The organism is Nocardia sp. FDAARGOS_372, assembly GCF_002554515.1.
In the GTDB taxonomy this organism is placed as follows: Bacteria; Actinomycetota; Actinomycetes; order Mycobacteriales; family Mycobacteriaceae; genus Nocardia; species Nocardia farcinica.
In genome coordinates this window covers 3,565,457-3,582,516 of sequence record NZ_PDDW01000001.1, presented here as the reverse complement: position 1 = coordinate 3,582,516, position 17,060 = coordinate 3,565,457, and the positions used below count along the sequence as shown (strand labels likewise).

20 protein-coding genes are annotated in these 17,060 nt (G+C 71.5%); 4 read left to right on the top strand and 16 right to left on the bottom strand.

Annotation, left to right across the window (positions count from 1 at the left end):
* Positions 1-11: 11 nt before the first annotated feature.
* The 7 genes from CRM89_RS17105 to sigE all read right to left on the bottom strand — a co-directional run bounded on the left by CRM89_RS17105 (position 12) and on the right by sigE (position 6,323).
* Entirely contained in the window at positions 12-1,052 is a 1,041-nt protein-coding gene (locus tag CRM89_RS17105) for an XdhC family protein (protein ID WP_172964534.1), read from the bottom strand.
* 225 nt (positions 1,053-1,277) lie between these two features.
* Positions 1,278-1,871 (bottom strand): hypothetical protein, encoded by a 594-nt coding sequence (locus CRM89_RS17100; protein ID WP_098084993.1) that lies wholly within the window; start codon positions 1,869-1,871, stop codon positions 1,278-1,280.
* A 223-nt stretch (positions 1,872-2,094) separates the two neighbouring features.
* Positions 2,095-2,949 (bottom strand): hypothetical protein, encoded by an 855-nt coding sequence (locus CRM89_RS17095; RefSeq protein ID WP_098084990.1) that lies wholly within the window; start codon positions 2,947-2,949, stop codon positions 2,095-2,097.
* A 125-nt stretch (positions 2,950-3,074) separates the two neighbouring features.
* Positions 3,075-3,491 carry a Sec-independent protein translocase protein TatB gene (gene tatB, locus CRM89_RS17090; RefSeq protein ID WP_011211268.1) on the bottom strand — a complete coding sequence of 139 codons (417 nt, stop codon included), beginning with the start codon at positions 3,489-3,491 and terminating at the stop codon, positions 3,075-3,077.
* Positions 3,492-3,524: 33 nt separating this feature from the next.
* Positions 3,525-5,084, bottom strand: a complete 1,560-nt coding sequence (locus CRM89_RS17085; protein WP_011211267.1) for a S1C family serine protease — start codon at positions 5,082-5,084, stop codon at positions 3,525-3,527.
* A gap of 10 nt (positions 5,085-5,094) precedes the next feature.
* Positions 5,095-5,514: a hypothetical protein gene (locus CRM89_RS17080; RefSeq protein WP_086842297.1), complete on the bottom strand. Its 420-nt coding sequence runs from the start codon at positions 5,512-5,514 to the stop codon at positions 5,095-5,097.
* A 56-nt stretch (positions 5,515-5,570) separates the two neighbouring features.
* Entirely contained in the window at positions 5,571-6,323 is a 753-nt protein-coding gene (gene sigE, locus CRM89_RS17075) for an RNA polymerase sigma factor SigE (RefSeq protein ID WP_228822019.1), read from the bottom strand.
* A gap of 274 nt (positions 6,324-6,597) precedes the next feature.
* Between sigE and CRM89_RS17070 the strand changes: the two genes are divergently transcribed.
* The 3 genes from CRM89_RS17070 to CRM89_RS17060 all read left to right on the top strand — a co-directional run bounded on the left by CRM89_RS17070 (position 6,598) and on the right by CRM89_RS17060 (position 7,960).
* Positions 6,598-7,230: an O-methyltransferase gene (locus tag CRM89_RS17070; RefSeq protein WP_011211264.1), complete on the top strand. Its 633-nt coding sequence runs from the start codon at positions 6,598-6,600 to the stop codon at positions 7,228-7,230.
* A 97-nt stretch (positions 7,231-7,327) separates the two neighbouring features.
* Positions 7,328-7,720, top strand: a complete 393-nt coding sequence (locus tag CRM89_RS30460; RefSeq protein ID WP_127516237.1) for a hypothetical protein — start codon at positions 7,328-7,330, stop codon at positions 7,718-7,720.
* A gap of 36 nt (positions 7,721-7,756) precedes the next feature.
* Positions 7,757-7,960, top strand: a complete 204-nt coding sequence (locus CRM89_RS17060) for a hypothetical protein (protein ID WP_041560390.1) — start codon at positions 7,757-7,759, stop codon at positions 7,958-7,960.
* A gap of 48 nt (positions 7,961-8,008) precedes the next feature.
* Here the strand turns inward: CRM89_RS17060 and glgC are convergent, their stop codons facing one another.
* Entirely contained in the window at positions 8,009-9,223 is a 1,215-nt protein-coding gene (gene glgC, locus CRM89_RS17055; protein ID WP_011211262.1) for a glucose-1-phosphate adenylyltransferase, read from the bottom strand.
* Between the two features lie 137 nt (positions 9,224-9,360).
* On the opposite strand from glgC, the gene glgA reads away from it, so the two are divergent.
* On the top strand, positions 9,361-10,530 hold the full coding sequence (gene glgA, locus CRM89_RS17050; protein ID WP_098087024.1) for a glycogen synthase: 1,170 nt from the start codon (positions 9,361-9,363) through the stop codon (positions 10,528-10,530).
* 27 nt (positions 10,531-10,557) lie between these two features.
* On the opposite strand, the gene CRM89_RS17045 is transcribed toward glgA, so the two are convergent.
* The 8 genes from CRM89_RS17045 to CRM89_RS17010 form a co-directional block, all read right to left on the bottom strand.
* Positions 10,558-11,406, bottom strand: coding sequence for a putative RNA methyltransferase (locus CRM89_RS17045; RefSeq protein ID WP_098084988.1), 849 nt, complete (start codon positions 11,404-11,406; stop codon positions 10,558-10,560).
* A complete protein-coding gene (locus CRM89_RS17040; RefSeq protein ID WP_011211259.1) occupies positions 11,393-11,560 on the bottom strand; it encodes a DUF3117 domain-containing protein in 168 nt (55 codons plus the stop codon). The genes CRM89_RS17045 and CRM89_RS17040 overlap by 14 nt, the downstream gene beginning before the upstream one ends.
* Before the next feature lie 102 nt (positions 11,561-11,662).
* A complete protein-coding gene (locus tag CRM89_RS17035; RefSeq protein WP_098084985.1) occupies positions 11,663-12,289 on the bottom strand; it encodes a DNA-3-methyladenine glycosylase I in 627 nt (208 codons plus the stop codon).
* Positions 12,286-12,669: a DivIVA domain-containing protein gene (locus tag CRM89_RS17030; protein WP_060594519.1), complete on the bottom strand. Its 384-nt coding sequence runs from the start codon at positions 12,667-12,669 to the stop codon at positions 12,286-12,288. The genes CRM89_RS17035 and CRM89_RS17030 overlap by 4 nt, the downstream gene beginning before the upstream one ends.
* Positions 12,670-12,675: 6 nt before the next feature.
* Positions 12,676-13,812: an Mrp/NBP35 family ATP-binding protein gene (locus tag CRM89_RS17025; protein ID WP_011211256.1), complete on the bottom strand. Its 1,137-nt coding sequence runs from the start codon at positions 13,810-13,812 to the stop codon at positions 12,676-12,678.
* Positions 13,813-13,831: 19 nt separating this feature from the next.
* On the bottom strand, positions 13,832-14,674 hold the full coding sequence (locus CRM89_RS17020) for a lytic transglycosylase domain-containing protein (protein WP_041561348.1): 843 nt from the start codon (positions 14,672-14,674) through the stop codon (positions 13,832-13,834).
* A gap of 231 nt (positions 14,675-14,905) precedes the next feature.
* Complete coding sequence (locus tag CRM89_RS32125) at positions 14,906-16,330, bottom strand: lytic transglycosylase domain-containing protein (protein WP_267465904.1); 1,425 nt, start codon at positions 16,328-16,330, stop codon at positions 14,906-14,908.
* A 142-nt stretch (positions 16,331-16,472) separates the two neighbouring features.
* Positions 16,473-17,024, bottom strand: a complete 552-nt coding sequence (locus CRM89_RS17010; RefSeq protein ID WP_220276515.1) for a DUF1003 domain-containing protein — start codon at positions 17,022-17,024, stop codon at positions 16,473-16,475.
* Positions 17,025-17,060: the final 36 nt, after the last annotated feature.

Sequence of the window (17,060 nt, the reverse complement as noted above, 5' to 3'; positions counted from 1 at the left end):
GCCTGAGCGGGTCAGCGGTGGATGGGGCCGCTCATTCGGTCCAGCGCCCGGCCCGTGGCTCCCGAGCGTTCGGCCAGGATCTGCGCGACGATGGATATCGCCGTCTCCTCCGGTGTACGCGCGTTGAGGTCCAGGCCGAGGGGGCTGTGCAGGCGGGCCAGCGTGGCCTCGTCGAGTCCGTCCTCGCGCAGCCGGGCCAGCCGTGCGGCGTGGGTGCGCCGGGAGGCGAGCGCGCCGACGAACCCCACGCCGGGCAGGGTCAGCGCGGTCCGCAGCATCGGCACATCGAACTTGGCGTCGTGGCCGAGCACACACACCACCGTGCGGGCATCGATCCGTCCGGCCGCCTGCTCGGCCGCCAGATATCGGTGCGGCCAGTCCACGACCACCTCGTGTGCGGCGGGGAACCGGGCGGGCTGGGCGAAGGCCGCCCTGGCATCGACCAGGGTCACCCGGTAGCCCAGTCGGCCGCCGACGCCGGTGAGCGCGCGGGCGAAGTCGTTGGCCCCGCTGACGATCATGCGTGGCGGAGCGGGCGCGACGTGCAGGAAGACGGGCGCCGCCGCGGCGACGGCACTACGGCCCTCGGCCAGCAGCGCGGCGGCCTCGTGCCGGAGCCCGTCGCCGGGTTCGCCATCGTCGAGCACGCTCCATGCCGCGTCGGCGTCGAGCGTCGTCGCCAGGACCACCGGTTCGCCCGCGGCCAGGGCCCGGCGCAGGCGTTCGAGTACCGGCAGGCGGGAGCTGTCGACCCGTTCCACGAAGACGCGGAGTTCGCCACCGCACGGCAACCCGACCTCGACGGCGTCCTCCCGCACGTATCCGAAGCGCTCGAGGGTCGCCGGACCACCCGCGATCACCGGCTGCGCGGCCGCGACCACCGCGGCCTCGACACAGCCGCCGGACAGGGAGCCGAACACGGTGCCGTCGGGGCCGAGCATCATCGCCGCCCCCGGCTCGCGCGGCCCCGGCCCGCTCGTGCCCACCACCCGGGCCAGCACCGTCGGTCCGCGCGGCACCAGCTCGAGCAGCCGTTCCACCATCTCCCGCACGGCAACCACCCCTTCCGACCGGCCGTCCCGCCCCGACCAACCGATGCTGTGATGCTATCCAGCGCGGCGGCCGCCGTCGCGGCAAATCGATGGGCCGCGCTGGATTTTCGGGTCGGTGCGACGCGGAATCGTTGCTCGAACCAGTGGGTTCTGGTCGCCGTGCGCCGCGGGAAGTCGCCGGCGCCGCACGGGTTTCCGGTGCCCGGCCTGCGCCGGGGCGAGTCGTCAGCCGGCGGCGGATTCGCGTTCGGCCGGCTTGCGGGCACCACCGTCGTCTGCGGGATCGTTCTCGCTCGCCGCGGCGCCGCCGGTGTTCGGCGGGGCCGGGTCCGCGGCCGCGTCACCGCCGGTGTTCCGTGGGGCCGGGGCCGCGGCCGCACCGCCGCCGGTGTTCTGCGGGCTCGGTTTCGCGGCCGACATCGGCTTCGCCGGGTTCGCTGCGGATTGCGGGGTGGTCGCGCTCGCGGTGGGCCGGCGGCTTGCCGGGTCCGGGTCGGGTTGCGGGGTCGTCGCGACAGCGGCAGCTCCGGCGGTGTCCGCCTCGCGGGTCTCGGAACGCGAACCGCCGTCCACCCGCTCGGCCGCCGCGTCCATGGCGCGGCCGGGCTCCTGCGCCGGCGTGCCGTCCTCCGCCGTCCGCGCGACCTGCGGGATCTCCCCGGTGTGCCCGGGCGAGCGAGCCTCCTCCGCCAATCTGGCCTGGAGTTCGGCGACGGTGATCTGCGGTCCCGGCCCCTCGGTGCGACGGATCACGCCGACGACGACGCCGACGAAGGCGGCCACGAAGACCGCGATGCCCACGATCACGATGAGGTTCATCGTCGCCTTCCCGCAGTGTCTGCCGCCGCGCCGTCGTGGCGGATGCCGAGTGCGGACGCCGGATTCGCAGAGTCCGGTGTCCACCCTATCCGAGGATAGTTATCTGTCGGCAATCTAAGCACCGTGCGGGGTGTCGCGAGTTCAGGGGTGGCGTGAGCAGGAACACAACGGCGGTGAGCGCACGAAAAACCCTGCCTTCGGACGGTTTCCAGTTACCGATCGGTCAACGGGGCCGCTGGCCGTTCGGGCGGGGGTCGCCCAGGTGCCGGTAGACGGGGGTGAGCAGGTCGGCGTCGACGGGTTCGCCGGTCGAGCGGTCGTAGCGCACCGCGATGAGCACCGAGAACAGGTGGTGCTCGGCGCGTTCGTGCAAGCCGGCCAGGCGGGTGGCGAGCAGACGCACCGCGCCGAGCGAACCGGGCGGGTGCAATCCGTCGATGATGAGGCAGCTGCCCCGGCCGTCGGGGCGCGGCAATCGGGCCAGGTAGGCGATGTCGTGCGGTTCCGGTCCGGCGGGCCGGTAGACCCGGCGGGCGGCGCGGTCCTCGATGGCGCGGCGCGAATCGCCGGGCCGGGCCACGGTGCGCCGCAGGCGCGGATCGGCGGCGACGAACCGGCGCAGGGTGGGGGAGAGCTCCGGTCCGCCGAGCACGATCACACCGTCGCGATTGAGGTCGACCGGGCGGCCCGGCGCGAAGTACTCGATGGTGGCGGGAAAGCCCAACTCCCGCAACAGTTCGGCGAGCCGGTCGGCCGCGGTCGGGTCGGGGGCGCCGGGCAGGCGACCGGCACGGGCCTCCGGGGTGAGCACGGTCAGCGCGCCGTGCCCGAAGAACAGGCCCTCTGGTGCGGGGCCCTGGGTGCTCACCTGGTGGATGCGGGCGCGGGAAAGTCCGGCGGCCGCACCGATTCTGGCGAAGGTCCAGCCTTCGGCGTGCAGTTCCCTGATCACCGCACGGCGAATTCTGGTGAGTTCGTTGATCGTCTGCTGCGCAGCCGCCACCCCCTCGGTGGCCGCCTTGAGTCTTTCGACCTTGTCCTCGATCGCGAAGACCCGCGCCACGTCATCGGCCGACATGTCCGAAGTTTAGACAGCTCGACAGCCGACGGCGTAAATCCGGCTTGACGGCCGTACTTTCCTACAGCCCAGTCGGTTTGGCGATCACTCGGCGTGCCGCGCGTGACACGCCGAGGACCTGTGACTCACGTGGCGTCGGTGTCGATCGGGGGATGCTCGTTGCGCGCCAAAGGTTTTTCCATTTTCGGCTTCGGGAAGTCCGGCATCCCGCTGTTCGTGCCGTAGAGATCGGCCGTGGTGGGGACCGCCTTCTCCAGATCGCGCAGCACCGTGTCGTCGCCGTTGAGCAGGTGCTTGGTGACCAGACCGCGCGGCGTCATCCCGCGCAGCTCGTTGAGTTCGGCCAGCGGCTTGCGCAGATCGTCGAACTCCGGGCCGAGCTCCTCCTTGAGCTGTGCGGTCGCGCCGCTGGCGTAGTCGCGGAGCTGGCGCAGGCTGCGCGTGGTCCAGCGCACGGCCCCGGGCAGACGCTCCGGGCCGAGGATCACGAGCGCGGCGACGAGCAGGATCATCATCTCGCCCCAGCCGATGTTGCTGAACACGAAACCAGGCTACCTGGGGATTCGGCGGCCGTGTCAGTCGGATTCCAACGTCACAGGCACGTCCACCTGCCTGCCGTCGCGGATCAGGGTCACCGTCACCGTTTCGCCGATCTCGCGCGCCTGCACCGCCACCGTCAGCTCCTCGGGCCCGGTGACCTCCCGGTCACCCACCTTCACGATGACGTCGCCCTCCACGATGCCCGCCTTGTCCGCGGGCCCGCCGGGCGCCACGTCGGCCACCGCGGCGCCGCTCATCACCTCGTTGGCGACCGTCTTGGTGCGCGCCGAGAGCCCGATCATCGGGTGGTGCATGACCCCGTCCCGGATCAGGCTCTGCGCGACCTCGGTCATGGTGTCCACCGGAATGGCGAACCCGAGGCCGACCGAGCCGCCCGTCTCGCTGCGGATGGCGGAGTTGATGCCGATGACCTGGCCGTCCATGTCCACCAGCGCACCGCCGGAGTTGCCCGGGTTGATCGAGGCGTCGGTCTGCACCGCGTCGATCACGGCGTTGGTGTCGCTGCCCTCGCCGGAGAGCTTCACCGGCCGGTGCAGTGCGCTGACGATGCCGGAGGTCACGGTCTTGCTCAGGCCGAGCGGCGAGCCGATGGCGAGCACGTCGTCGCCGACCTGCACGTCGTCGGAGCGGCCGAGCCGGGCCACGGTGAGGTTTTTCACATCCACCTTGAGCACGGCCAGATCGGTCTTCGGGTCGCGCCCGACGATGTTCGCGGGCACCCGGCTGCCGTCGGAGAAGGTGACCTGGATGCTCGCCCGGCCGCTCTTGTCCTGCGCGGCCATCGAGATCACGTGGTTGTTGGTGACGATGTAGCCCGCGCCGTCGATGACCACGCCGGAGCCGGTCGAGCCGTTCTCGCCGACCGTGGTGCGGATGGAGACCACCGAGGGCAGCACGGCGTTGGCCACCTGGGCGATCTGGCCGTGCGGCTGGTCGGTGCTCTCGGTCTGCTCCAGGGTGACCTTGCGCGAGGTGAGGTTGGTGCTCGTCTCGGCGGTGAGCCTGCCGACCAGTCCGCCGACCACACCGATGGCCAGGGCGACCGCGGCCAGCAGTGCCAGCGCCTTGGGCGCCACCCGGGCGCCGAACAGCACTTCCCGGGCGGTCAGCTTGCGGGAGGCGGGCAGCGGCTCGGGCTGCGGGGTGGCCACCGCGGGCGCGCCGAGGCGGGCACCGGAGTTCGGATCGCGCCACGGGTCGGCGGGAGCCGGGGGCGCCGGGGCGGCGTCGGCGGCATCGGGGTCGCGCTGGAGCAGTTCGTCGGAGCCCTCGGGACGACCGAAGGCCTCGGCGAGCACCGCGTCCGGCGGGCGGTTCTGGGTCAGCCGGTCGCCCGCCTGATCGCCGGTCTGCGGGGCGGGTGGTCGCTCGGCGAAGGAGCCGCGCTGGCCGGCCGGGCGGCGGAAGGCGTGCGCGGTGTGTGAGTCGACGTGGGGGCGATAGACCGGCCGCGGCCCCAGCACGGGCGCGTCCGGCGGCCTCAGGTTCCCCCTGTCAGCCGCCGAATCGGAGGTGTCGCCGGCAGCGGTTCGCGTGTCCGACACAGGTCCGTTGTGCTGCGATTCGGTGGTCACGCGCCAAACTCTACTTGCGCCACCAGGTGGTCCACCGGGTCGCGGTGAACGAATCGGGGAGAAAACCGAAAACTGCCTCGTGGCGGGCATTCCCGGCCTGCCGGGGGCCGGAGTTCTCGACCGGGCCGGGCAGTTCGGCGAGCGGGATGCGCGAGAGGCTGTCGTGCAGGCTGCGCGGCACCGCGATCGGGCCGGACTGCCGCAACGCGATACGCGCCTGCTGCTGCGCCTCGACCTCGGCCGCGCACTCCGGGCACACGGAGATGTGCTGGGCCGCGCGCAGGTAGGCGTTCATGCGGAGTTCGCCGTCGACGTAGGCGACGACGGCTTCGCTGGCCAGATGCTCGGTCGGAGCGAATCGCGGGGGCCTGCCCTGGCCCGGACGGCCCGCGCCGCGCGCGCGACCGGACGTGCTGGACTCGCCACTCATACGGTGCTCACCTTCCGACCGTCGTCCACCGGACGGGTGCCGACCGATTCCGGCGGTCACCCGATGTTCGCGTCAGCGGTGTACCGCTGCTGCGATCCATTATGCGCAAGGTACTCGCGCAGTGCCTGGCGGCCGCGGTGGATCCGGCTGCGCACGGTGCCCAGCTTGACGCCGAGCGTCGCGCCGATCTCCTCGTAGGACAGGCCCTCGATGTCGCAGAGCACGACGGCGGCGCGGAACTCCGGCGCCAGCGAGTCCAGCGCGGACTGCAGGTCGGGGTCGAGCCGGGCGTCGTGGTAGACCTGCTCGGGGCCGGGACCCTCGGCGGGCACCCGGTCGTAGTCCTCGGGCAGCGCCTCCATCCTGATCCGGTTGCGCCTGCGCACCATGTCCAGGAACAGGTTGGTGGTGATGCGGTGCAGCCAGCCCTCGAAGGTGCCGGGCTGGTAGTTCGACAGCGAGCGGAACACCCGGATGAAGGTTTCCTGGGTGAGGTCCTCGGCGTCCTGCGCGTCGCCGGAGAGGCGGTAGGCCAGCCGGTAGACCCGGTCGGCGTGCTCGCGGACCAGTTCGTCCCAGGAGGGCATGACCGAGCGGTCACCCGTCGCGTCGAAGGCGGCGGTGCCGGAGAGTTCCTCGGCGGTGGCAAGGTCGGCGGTGGCAGGGTCGGCGTCGGAAGCGGCCGGTTCGTCGTCGATCGGGGTGGTGGCGGTCGGCACCGTATAGTCGGCCGGGATGGTGGGCACACCGGCAGCGGCTGCCTCGGCCGCCTCGTGCCCCGGTAGTGTCGCGAACGAACCCTTGACCATGTGGATGGGGCTACCTCCTACTCGGGACCGTAAACACGCGGCTCCCGCTGCGGTCCGGATCTCGAACCGTCGCGTACGGCTTACAACGAACATCGGGTGTGCCGTTGTTCCCGCCGCCGGTGTCCGCGGTCGTCTGGTCTTGCCTGGGTCCACTCTTTCCTGTCCCGATATGCCCTGGATATGGAGATACTGAGGGACAGCTGAGAAAACCGGCGGCACCGGTTTGCTGTTGTCGTGACGCCGATCGCGCGTCCGTCCCATTAGCCTCATACCCGTGGCATCGAACCTGGAGCGAAATCTCGCCTACGTGGAGGAATCCGTCGTGGAGGACGAGATCCTCGTCAGCGCGCGCGAGCGGGCCACCGAACTCGGTGCGGCACCCGTGCCGCCCTCGGTCGGCGCCCTGCTCAGCATGTACGCCCAGCTGCTCGGCGCACGGGCGGTCGTCGAGGTCGGCACCGGCGCGGGCATCAGCGGATTGTGGCTGCTGGACGGCATGCGCGAGGACGGGACGCTGACCACGATCGATTCCGAACCCGAGCATCAGCGCGCGGCCAAGGAGGCCTTCCGGGCCGCCGACATCCCACCCGCGCGCACCAGGTTGATCAACGGCCGCGCCCTCGACGTGCTGCCGCGGCTGGCCGACGGCGCCTACGATCTGGTCTTCGTCGACGCCGCGCCGCTGGAACATCCCGAGTACGTGGCCCAGGGCGTCCGGCTGCTCCGCGAGGGCGGTGCGATCATCCTGCACAACGCGTTGCTGGGCGGCCGGGTGCCCGATCCCACCCAGCGCGACGCGGTCACCCAGGCGGTGCGCTCGGCCACCCGCGCCATCGCCGAGGACCCGCGGCTGACCTGCGTGCTGATTCCCGTGGGCGACGGCCTGCTCTGCGCCTCACGCGGCTGAATCCTGCGCCGCGGTTCTGCGCCGACGCGAGTTCTCGTCGCCCACGCGGATTCTCGGAGCGCGCGCGACTGTCCCCGCTCGCGCGGCGAATTGCCCTGTGGCACCGTTCATCTCACCCACGCTGATTCGCCGGGAGGTCGCCGGGTATCCGACGACGAGCCGGGCCGGGACGCCTCGGCGTTCCTCGGATCGCGTGTGGTGCCCGGGAATTCCCGGCGCCGCGCAGAATTCGAGAGGAGCGGCGGCGATGATGTGGAATCGGGCGTCCGAAATCATCTATTACGGCCATGTCACCGATGTGGCGAAGGAAAAGAGCACGGTCAATTGGCTGCTGGTCGGCGTGGGTTTCTTCCTGCTGGCCGTGCTGGTGGCGATCGGTGTGCTGGTCTGGGTCAGCAATGCCGATTTCGACACCGGGCCGGCGAAGGTGGTGCCGACCAGCGGCCCGTGCGAACCTTTCTGCACCGGGACTCCGCCACCCCCGCAGTGAGCCGATGCGGCGGCGGCCCACGGAAGGGACGGGTCCGTGTTCTTCCTCGACAACGACGACGACCGCCGCCGCGTCGAATGGGGCGGCGCCACAGTGGTGTTCGCGCTGCTGCTGCTGGCGGCGATCGTGCTGGCCGCGCTGGTGGTCACCGCGGATTTCGACGGCGACGACCCGGCGACCACCGCGCCGCGTACCCCGGGCCCGTGCGAACCGTTCTGTCCGGCCACCCCGGCGCCCTGACCGCGCCCGGGACGCATGGTCCGCACGGCCGCCGGGCGTCGGCCCGACTCAGACCCAGACGCCCTTGCCGACGGTGACGACACCGCCGTTGCTCACGGCGAACCGCTCGCGGTCGCGGTCGAGATCGACGCCGATGATCTCGCCCTCGCCGACCACCACGTTCTTGTCGAGGATGGCCCGGCGCACCACCGCGCCGCGGCCGATGCGCACACCGGGCATGAGCACGCTGCCCTCCACGGTGGCGCCGTCGTCGACCACGACGTTGGAGCTGAGCACCGAGTTGCGCACCGTGGCCGCCGACAGGATGCTGCCCGAGCCGACGATGCACTCCTGGGCCAGCCCGCCCTGCGCGAACTTGGCGGGCGGCAGGTTCTCCGCGGCGCCGCGGATGGGCCAGTGTTTGTTGTAGAGGTTGAACACCGGGTGCACCGACACCAGATCCATGTGGGCGTCGTAGAAGGCGTCGATGGTGCCGACGTCGCGCCAGTAGCCGTGGTCGCGGTCGGTGGCGCCCGGCACCTGGTTGTCGGCGAAGTCGTAGACCCCCGCCTCGCCCGCCTCCACCAGCGCGGGGATGATGTCGCCGCCCATGTCGTGGTCGGAATCGGAGTTCTCGGCGTCCGCGCGGATCGAGTCGACCAGCACCTTGGTGGTGAACACGTAGTTGCCCATGGAGGCGAAGGTCATGTTCGGGTCGTCCGGGGTGCCGGGCGGGTGCGCGGGCTTCTCCAGGAACTGCGTGATGCGACCGGACTCGTCGGAGTCGATGCAGCCGAACGCGCTGGCCTCGCTGCGCGGCACCCGGATGCCCGCCACGGTGACACCCGCCCCGGAATCGATGTGGTGGGAGACCATCTGCTCGGGGTCCATCCGGTACACGTGATCCGCGCCGAAAACGACGATGTAATCGGGGTCCTCGTCGTAGATGAGATTCAGCGACTGCATGATCGCGTCCGCGCTGCCGGTGTACCAGCGCGGGCCGAGGCGCTGCTGCGCGGGCACCGGGGTGATGTACTCACCGGCGAAGCCGGACAGTCGCCAGGTCTGCGAGATGTGGCGGTCCAGCGAATGCGACTTGTACTGGGTGAGCACGCACAGCCGTAGATAGCCCGCGTTGACGAGATTGCTCAGCACGAAATCGATGAGGCGGTACGCGCCGCCGAAGGGGACGGCCGGCTTCGCCCGGTCAGCCGTGAGCGGAAAGAGGCGTTTTCCCTCGCCACCGGCGAGCACGATCCCGAGTACGTGCGGCTGGCTCCTCACACTGCCCAAACTACAGTGTCGGCGGGGCGCGGGTGGCCCGTCGCGGGTGCAGCGTCTAGTTTGGACCGGTGAGTTTCGGCACGGACGACGGGCGCTCGGCGGCGGGATCCGGCGAGACGGGCGAGTCCCGGGAGCGGTTGCGCGTCGCGATGCTCACCCGCGAATATCCCCCCGAGGTCTACGGCGGCGCGGGTGTCCACGTCACCGAACTGACCGCGCGGCTGCGCACCCTGAGCGAGGTGACCGTGCACTGCATGGGTGCCCCGCGTGCCGATGCCGTGGTCCACGAACCGGATCCGGCCCTGGCCGGAGCCAATGCCGCGGTCCGGATGCTCTCGGCCCAGCTCCGCATGGCCGACGCGGCGGGCGAGGTCGATGTGGTGCACTCGCACACCTGGTACACCGGCCTGGCCGGGCATCTGGCGGCGACGCTCTACGGCATCCCGCACGTGCTCACCGCCCACTCCCTCGAACCGCGCAGACCCTGGAAGGCCGAACAACTCGGCGGCGGCTACCGGATCTCGTCGTGGTCGGAGCGCAACGCCATGGAGCACGCCGACGCGGTGATCGCGGTGAGCGAGGGCATGCGCCACGACGTCCTCGACGCCTACCCGGCCATCGACCCCGACCGGGTCCACGTGGTGCACAACGGCATCGACCCCACCCTCTGGCATCCGGGCGCGCCGGTGCCGGGCGAGCGCCCGGTCCTCGAGGAACTGGGGGTGCGGCCGGACCTGCCGATCGTCGCCTTCGTCGGGCGGATCACCCGGCAGAAGGGGGTGGGCCACCTGCTCGCGGCGGCCAGGAACTTCGATCCCGACATCCAGGTCGTGCTGTGCGCGGGCGCGCCGGACACCCCGGAGCTGGCCGCCGAGACCGCCGCGGCGGTGGAGCGGCTGCGGGCCGGGCGCGAGAACGTCTTCTGGGTGCAGCAGATGTTGCCCATCGAGCAGATCCGGCAGATCCTGGCGGCGGCGGCGGTGTTCGTGTGCCCGTCGGTGTACGAGCCGCTCGGCATCGTGAACCTGGAGGCGATGGCCTGCGCGACCGCCGTGGTCGCGTCCGACGTGGGCGGCATCCCCGAGGTCGTCGACGACGGCGTGACGGGGCGGCTGGTGCACTACGACGCGCTCGCCGCCGAGGAGTACGAACGCGGGCTGGCCGAGGCCGTCAACGCGGTCGCGGGCGACCCGGCGCTGGCCGCCCGTTACGGCGAGGCCGGGCGGGCACGGGCGATCGCGGACTTCGACTGGACCCGGATCGCCGCCCGCACGATCGAGGTGTACGAGCACGTCCGGAAGGCGTGAGCGGGCCCGCTGATCAGTGCCGCGTGATCAGTGCCGCGGCCGATAGACCGCGAGGGTGACCGAGGCGGTGACGCTCATCCGGTCGGGCAGCGCCGCCAGGCGCGCGGCGTCGGTGTCGTCGCGATGGTGCGCGGACGGGCCCATCCCCACCAGCTGCGCGATGTCCGCACGGCCCAGCGCCATCGGGTACTCGACCACCACGCGCTCGGCCGGGTCGAAATGCCCCGCCATCGCCGTCGCGACGCGGCGGTCCTTGTCCGGGTCGACCCCGACCATGCCGAGCGGGCCGACGACTTCGCGCAGATGAGCCGGTGTCGGCGTCACCACGAGGTAGCGCCCGTCCGGCGCCAGCACCCGCGCCGCCTCGGCCGGATTGCGCGGCGCGAACACCGTGAGCACCGCGTCGAGCACGCCGTCGCGCACCGGCAGCCCCCGCCAGGCGTCGGCCAGCACGGCCGCCGCCCGCGGGTGCGCGCGGGCGCAGCGCCGCGCCGCCGGTTTGGCGACGTCGAGCGCGATGCCGGTGGCGCGCGGCACGGCGTCGAGTGCACGGGCGAGGTAGTACCCGGTGCCCGCGCCGACCTCGAGCAGCGTCGCGGCACCCGTGGGGAGCGCCGCCGCCACCGCGTCGGCGATGGGCGTGAAATGGCCCCCGCGCTGAAAGGCAGCGCGGGCGTCCAACATGTCCGCCGTGTCACCGGTCATCTTGGTCGAGGCACCGGTGAGCAGGCCGACGTATCCCTGTTTGGCGATGTCGAAACTGTGGCCGCGGGCGCACCGCAGCGCCCGCTCCTGAACCTGCAAGGCCTGCCCACATTCGGGGCAGGCCAGCAGACAGGCCACATCGGCCAGGGCCGAGGTACTAGCTGGTGACACTCTTCAGTTCGTCACCCAGCGCAGCGGCTTCATCCGGCGTGAGCTCGACGACCAGACGCCCGCCACCCTCGAGTGGAACCCGCATGACGATTCCACGCCCTTCTTTGGTTGCCTCGAGGGGACCGTCCCCGGTGCGGGGCTTCATGGCCGCCATCCTCTGCTCCCTCCAGATCTGCGCGGTTTTCTGCGCACTTTCTTGGAACTACAGTTGTCACCAACCAGGTAGCCCACCGGCATTTGGTGAGCTACACCTGTCCTATTCTTCCCTATCGCCGTTCGGGACGGATACCTGAGTTCGAAATGTGATCGCGGTGGCGTCCCGGTGCGCGGTGCTGCCGACCCAGCAGTCGGCCAGGTGATCGTCGACCATTCCGGTCGCCTGCATCAGTGCGTATGCGGTGGTCGGGCCGACGAACCGAAAGCCGCGCCGCTTCAATTCTTTTGCCAGAGCGACGGATTCGGCACTGGTCGCGGGCACGTCGGCCAGGCTGCGCGGCCGCGGGCGCGGCGGCGGCGCGAACGACCACACCAGCTCGTCGAGGGGCACGTCCAGCGCCAGCGTCGCACGGGCGTTGGCGATCGCGGCGTCGATCTTGGCGCGGTTGCGCACGATGCCGGGGTCGGCGAGCAGCCGGTCCACATCGGCGGGACCGAACTCGGCGACCCGCTCGACGGCGAAGCCGGCGAACGCGCGGCGGAAACCCTCCCGCTTGCGCAGGATGGTGATCCACGCCAGGCCCGACTGGAACGCTTCCAGGCACACTCGCTCGAACATCGCGTCCACCCCGCGCAGCGGAGCACCCCACTCGAAGTCGTGGTAGTCGCGATAGGGCTCGGAGGCCAGCGACCAGGGGCAGCGGATGCGCCCGTCGTCGACGGTCACGAACGGTCCCGGCCGTTGGGCGCGGGCCAGGCGGGCTCGGCCCGGTCCGGCACCGCCGGCGGCGTGGTGACCGGGTTCGCGGTCTGCCCGGCCGCCGCTTCGCGCGCCGCGGCGAGCTCGGCCTGGAGTTCGTCGATGCGGGCGGCCAGCCGGGCCAGCGCCCAGTCCACCTCGCCCGCCTTGTAGCCGCGCACCACCTGCTGGAACCGCAGCGCGCGCACATCGGCGCCGGTGATGCCCTCGGCGGGCAGCACGGTGGCGGTGGTGCCCTCGGGCAGCGGACCGAGCTCCTCGCCCCGCCCGAAGACCACGCTCGCCAGCAGGAACAGCACCGCGGCGACCACGCCGACGATCAGCACGTACCCCAGCAGCGTCAGCATGGCGCGCTACAGGTGCCGGGTGGTGTCGATGCCCAGCGACATGCCCGCCAGGCCGCGCCTGCGCACCGCCAGCTTGTCGGCCACCTCGCGCAGCGCCGTCGCGGCGGGGCTGTCCGGATCGCGCAGCACGATCGGGGTGCCCTCGTCACCGGCCTCGCGCAGGCCCTGCTCGAGCGGGATCTGCCCGAGCAGCGGGACGTTCGCGCCGACCGCGCGGGTCAGGCTGTCGGCCACCTGTTGCCCGCCGCCGGAGCCGTAGAGCTCCATCCGGGTGCCGTCGGGCAGGTCCAGCCACGACATGTTCTCCACCACGCCCGCGATGCGCTGGCGGGTCTGCAACGCGATCGAGCCCGCGCGCTCGGCGACCTCGGCCGCCGCGGCCTGCGGGGTGGTGACCACCAGGATCTCGGCGTTGGGAATCAGCTGGGCGATGGAGATCGCGACGTCGCCGGTACCCGGCGGCAGGTCGAGCAGCAGGATGTCGAGATCGCCCCAGAACACGTCGGCCAAGAACTGCTGCAGCGCCCGGTGCAGCATCGGGCCGCGCCACACCACGGGCGTGTTGCCCTGGGTGAACATCGCGATCGAGATGACCTTCACCTCGTGCGCGATCGGCGGCATGATCATCCGCTCCACCTGGGTGGGGCGGGCGTCGGTGCCGAGCATGCGCGGCACCGAGTGGCCGTAGATGTCGGCGTCGAGCACGCCCACCGAGAGCCCGCGCGCCGCCATCGCCGCCGCCAGGTTGACGGTGACGCTGGACTTGCCCACCCCGCCCTTGCCGGAGGCCACCGCGTACACGCGGGTGAGCGAGCCGGGCTGGGCGAACGGGATCACCGGGTCGGCCGAGTCGCCGCGCAACTGTTTGCGCAGCTCGGTGCGCTGCGCGTCGTCCATCACGTCGAGGTCGACCGAGACCGCGCCGACGCCGGGGACGTCGGCCACCGCCTTGGTCACCCGCTGGGTGATCTCGGTGCGCAGCGGGCAACCCGCCGTCGTCAGGTAGACCTCGACATGGACATTGCTGTCGGCGTCGATCGCGACGCTTTTCACCATGCCCAGTTCGGTGATCGGCTTGCGGATCTCCGGGTCGTCGACCTTCGCGAGCGCGCCCCGCACGTCCGATTCCGTTACCACTGGCATGACGGAAATTTTAGGCGTCTCAGATTCGGGGCAACTGCGCGGGCTGCGGTGCGACCCCCGTGGCGTAGGCGCTCTCCCACGCCATGACATTCGCGACGTAGGCCATCGAGTTGTTGTAGCGCAGGATGGCGCGGCTCTGCTGGGAGAGATCGCGCATATCCAGATTGCCGTCGCACAGGTACTTGCCCGCGGTCAGCGCCGCGTCGAAGAGGTTCTGCGGGTCGGCGATGCCGTCACCGTTGCCGTCGGCGGCGTAGCGCTGCCAGGTCTCGGGCAGGAACTGCATCGGGCCGACCGCGCGGTCGTAGCCGTCGAGTCCGTCGAGCGCGCCGTTGTCGCTGTCGTGGATGACGTTGTTGCCCGCGAGCGAGCCGTCGAGCACCGGGCCGTAGACCGGCTTGATCGGGTTGCCGTCGGCGTCGGCCTTGCCGCCGAACGCGTGCGTGGACTCCACCCGGCCGATACCGGCCAGCATGGTCCAGGGCATGTGGCACTGCGGGTTCTCCGCGTGCAGTTTCTCCTCGGCGTTGCGGTAGGCCGCCTCGGCGATGCCGGGCATGCCCAACGGCCCCGCGGGCAGGTCGGCAGGCGCTCGATCACTCGACAGCGCAACGCTTTTCACGACCGGCGGGGTGGCGGTGTGCTGGGCGGCGAGTGCGTGGGTGAGGTGCTCGTCGGGATCGGCGGTGGCGGCGCCGAGCACGTCCTGACCGTCGGCGAGCGGCGCGACCGCGGGCTGCTCGCCGCTGTCGAGGTTCGATGCCGCGGCGCAGGCGACCAGTCCCGCGGGGACCAATCCGGTGAGTGCGATGACGGAGCCGCGCCGGACCGGCGCGGGGGATTGCTTACGGTGACGCCCCACGGTGTGGTGACCCTCCTCCAACGACACGGCAGGGGAAGCTCATGCGACACAACGCGATTCGGAAACCGATGCGCGGTGGGTCGGGCGAGCCTCCTTCGTGAACGAAGGAGAGATTACCGCATCCGAGACCTTTTTGTTACGCCTTCGTGATGTGTCACCAGGTTTGGGTCACGGAAGGGACTCGCGTCCGGGCGCTGCCTGCGCGCCTCGGCCGTCGGCCGCCGGACCCGCTCAGGCGGGCGGCGGCGCGGGGGCGGGCGGCAGCGGGATCACGATCCCGAACGGCAGGGTGATCCCGGGCGGAGGCGGGGGCGTCGGGGCGGCAGGCGCAGGTTCGGCCGGTGCCTCGGGTGTCGTCGCCGGTTCCGGGGCTGGCGTCTGTTCGACCGGCGGGGCAGGCGGTGGCGGAGTCTGGGCGAGCTGCGGCGCGGCCTCCGGCTGCTGCGGCAGGGCGCAGGCGGGGTCCGGCGGCGCGGGCTTGCCCGGCTGCACCGGTGCGGCCGGTGCCGCCTCGCCCTCGGCGGTGCCGAACTCCCGCGCGGGCGCGATCGGCTGCGCGGGCGCGCCGGGCGCCGGCATCGGGGCCGGAACCGCGGCCTGCACACAGGGATCCACCGGCTTGGGCGGCGGGCAGAAGATGCCGCACGGGATCGGCGGCAGGCCCGGGATGTGGATCATCGTCTCCTGCGGCGTCGGACCGGGGGTGACGGTGGTGCCCGGCGGCAGTTCGGTCGGCTTGTCCGGCACGGTGGTCGACGGGATGGTCGTGTCGACGGCGGTCATGTCCGGAGCGGGACCGGCCGCGACGACCGGCGCCGAGCCCGGCGGGACGAGGTTCGGGTCGACGGTGACCTGGCGCGGGGTGCCGCCGGTGCGGTAGGCCGCCGACCAGCTCAGCACGTCGGCGGCGTAGGCCATCGAGTTGTTGTAGCGCAGCACCGCGCGCAGTTCCTGCTGCGGATCACGCAGGTTCAGGCCCCCTGAGCAGAGGTATTTGCCAGCGGCCAGCGAGGCGTCGAACACGTTGTGCGGGTCGGCGACGCCGTCGCCGTTGCCGTCGGCGGAGTACAGCGACCAGGTGCTGGGCAGGAACTGCATGGGGCCGACGGCCCGGACGTAGCCGCCGTCGGCGGCCTTGATGATCTCGTTGCCGGGCAGCGTGCCGTCCAGCGCGGGACCGAAGATCGGCGAGACGGTGGTGCCCGCGGCGTCGGTGCGGCCACCGCTCGCGTGTGCGGATTCGATGCGGCCGATGCCGGCGAGCAGGTTCCAGCTCAGTCCGCAGCCGGGCATCGAGGAGGCCAGGGCCAGTTCGGCATTGCGGTAGGCGGCCAGCACGATCTCCGGGATGCCGAGCACGCCCCCGGTGTTCGGCAGGGCGATGTCGCGCAGCGGGACCGTGCCGCCGAACGGCGGCAGCCCGTCGGCGGGCGGCGTCATAGCTCGAAGTTTGCGGGGACTGTCCGGGGTGACCGGCAAGAGGCCAACCGTGGTCGCCGAAGGGGAGTCCGGATTTCCGGTGCCCGCGCCACCGCCACCGGTGGTGCCGGTCGAGGCGGCCAGCAGCGCCTCCGGCGCCTTGGGCGGCTCGCTCGCCGTGGTGCTGTGCGCCGCCGAACCGGAGGCGACCAGACCGGCGACGACAAGGGCCGACATGGTTATCGGAGCAGAAACACGCATTCGGCCACACCATTCCTCTATGTCGTGGGAGCGGGCCGGACGAGACCGCCGTCCCGGCGCGCTTCGGACAACGGACTCCAGGTTACCCAGGAGTCAGTATGTTGTCGGGCGTTTCCGTTCATTCCTCGGGCGCCTGCGAGGGAAGCTGAACTGTTGCTTGCTTCCCGCCGGAACCCTTCTTCCGATTCCCTTTACCCGCCTTGCCGCCGCGTGAACCGGAATCGTCTCCCACGGTGGCCGCTTCGATCCGGTCGAGCATCTCACGGACCTCGTCGAGTTCGCGGCGTAGATAGTCGCGCGTCGCCACATCACCCACCGCGATCCGCAGCGCGGCCAGCTCCCTGGCCAGGAACTCGGTGTCGGCCTTGGTCTGCGCGGCCCGCATCCGGTCCTCTTCCAGCGCCACCCGGTCGCGGTTGTCCTGGCGGTTCTGGGCGAGCAGGATCAGCGGCGCGGCGTAGGCGGCCTGGGTGGAGAAGGCCAGATTCAGCAGGATGAAGGGGTAGGGATCCCAGCGCAACGCCACCACGAACACGTTGAGCGCGATCCACACGACCACCACCACGGTCTGGATCGCCAGATAGCGCCCGGTGCCGAGGAATCGGGCCACCCGCTCGCTGCTACGCGCCAGTGCCTCGGCGTCCCAGTCGAACCGGAAGCGGTTCTGCATCGGGGTCTCGAGCCGCTGGCGCGCGACCGGCGTCTT

Bases quoted from the DNA above. Each gene is read 5' to 3' on its own strand.
- CRM89_RS17100 (WP_098084993.1), bottom strand. From the start codon at position 1,871: ATGAACCTCATCGTGATCGTGGGCATCGCGGTCTTCGTGGCCGCCTTC.
- CRM89_RS17095 (WP_098084990.1), bottom strand. From the start codon at position 2,949: ATGTCGGCCGATGACGTGGCGCGGGTCTTCGCGATCGAGGACAAGGTC.
- CRM89_RS17080 (WP_086842297.1), bottom strand. From the start codon at position 5,514: ATGAGTGGCGAGTCCAGCACGTCCGGTCGCGCGCGCGGCGCGGGCCGT.
- sigE (WP_228822019.1), bottom strand. From the start codon at position 6,323: ATGGTCAAGGGTTCGTTCGCGACACTACCGGGGCACGAGGCGGCCGAG.
- CRM89_RS17040 (WP_011211259.1), bottom strand. From the start codon at position 11,560: ATGGCGGCCATGAAGCCCCGCACCGGGGACGGTCCCCTCGAGGCAACC.
- CRM89_RS17030 (WP_060594519.1), bottom strand. From the start codon at position 12,669: ATGCTGACGCTGCTGGGGTACGTGCTGATCGTCGGCGTGGTCGCCGCG.
- CRM89_RS17025 (WP_011211256.1), bottom strand. From the start codon at position 13,812: ATGCCAGTGGTAACGGAATCGGACGTGCGGGGCGCGCTCGCGAAGGTC.
- CRM89_RS32125 (WP_267465904.1), bottom strand. From the start codon at position 16,330: ATGTCGGCCCTTGTCGTCGCCGGTCTGGTCGCCTCCGGTTCGGCGGCG.
- CRM89_RS17010 (WP_220276515.1), bottom strand. From the start codon at position 17,024: ATGCAGAACCGCTTCCGGTTCGACTGGGACGCCGAGGCACTGGCGCGT.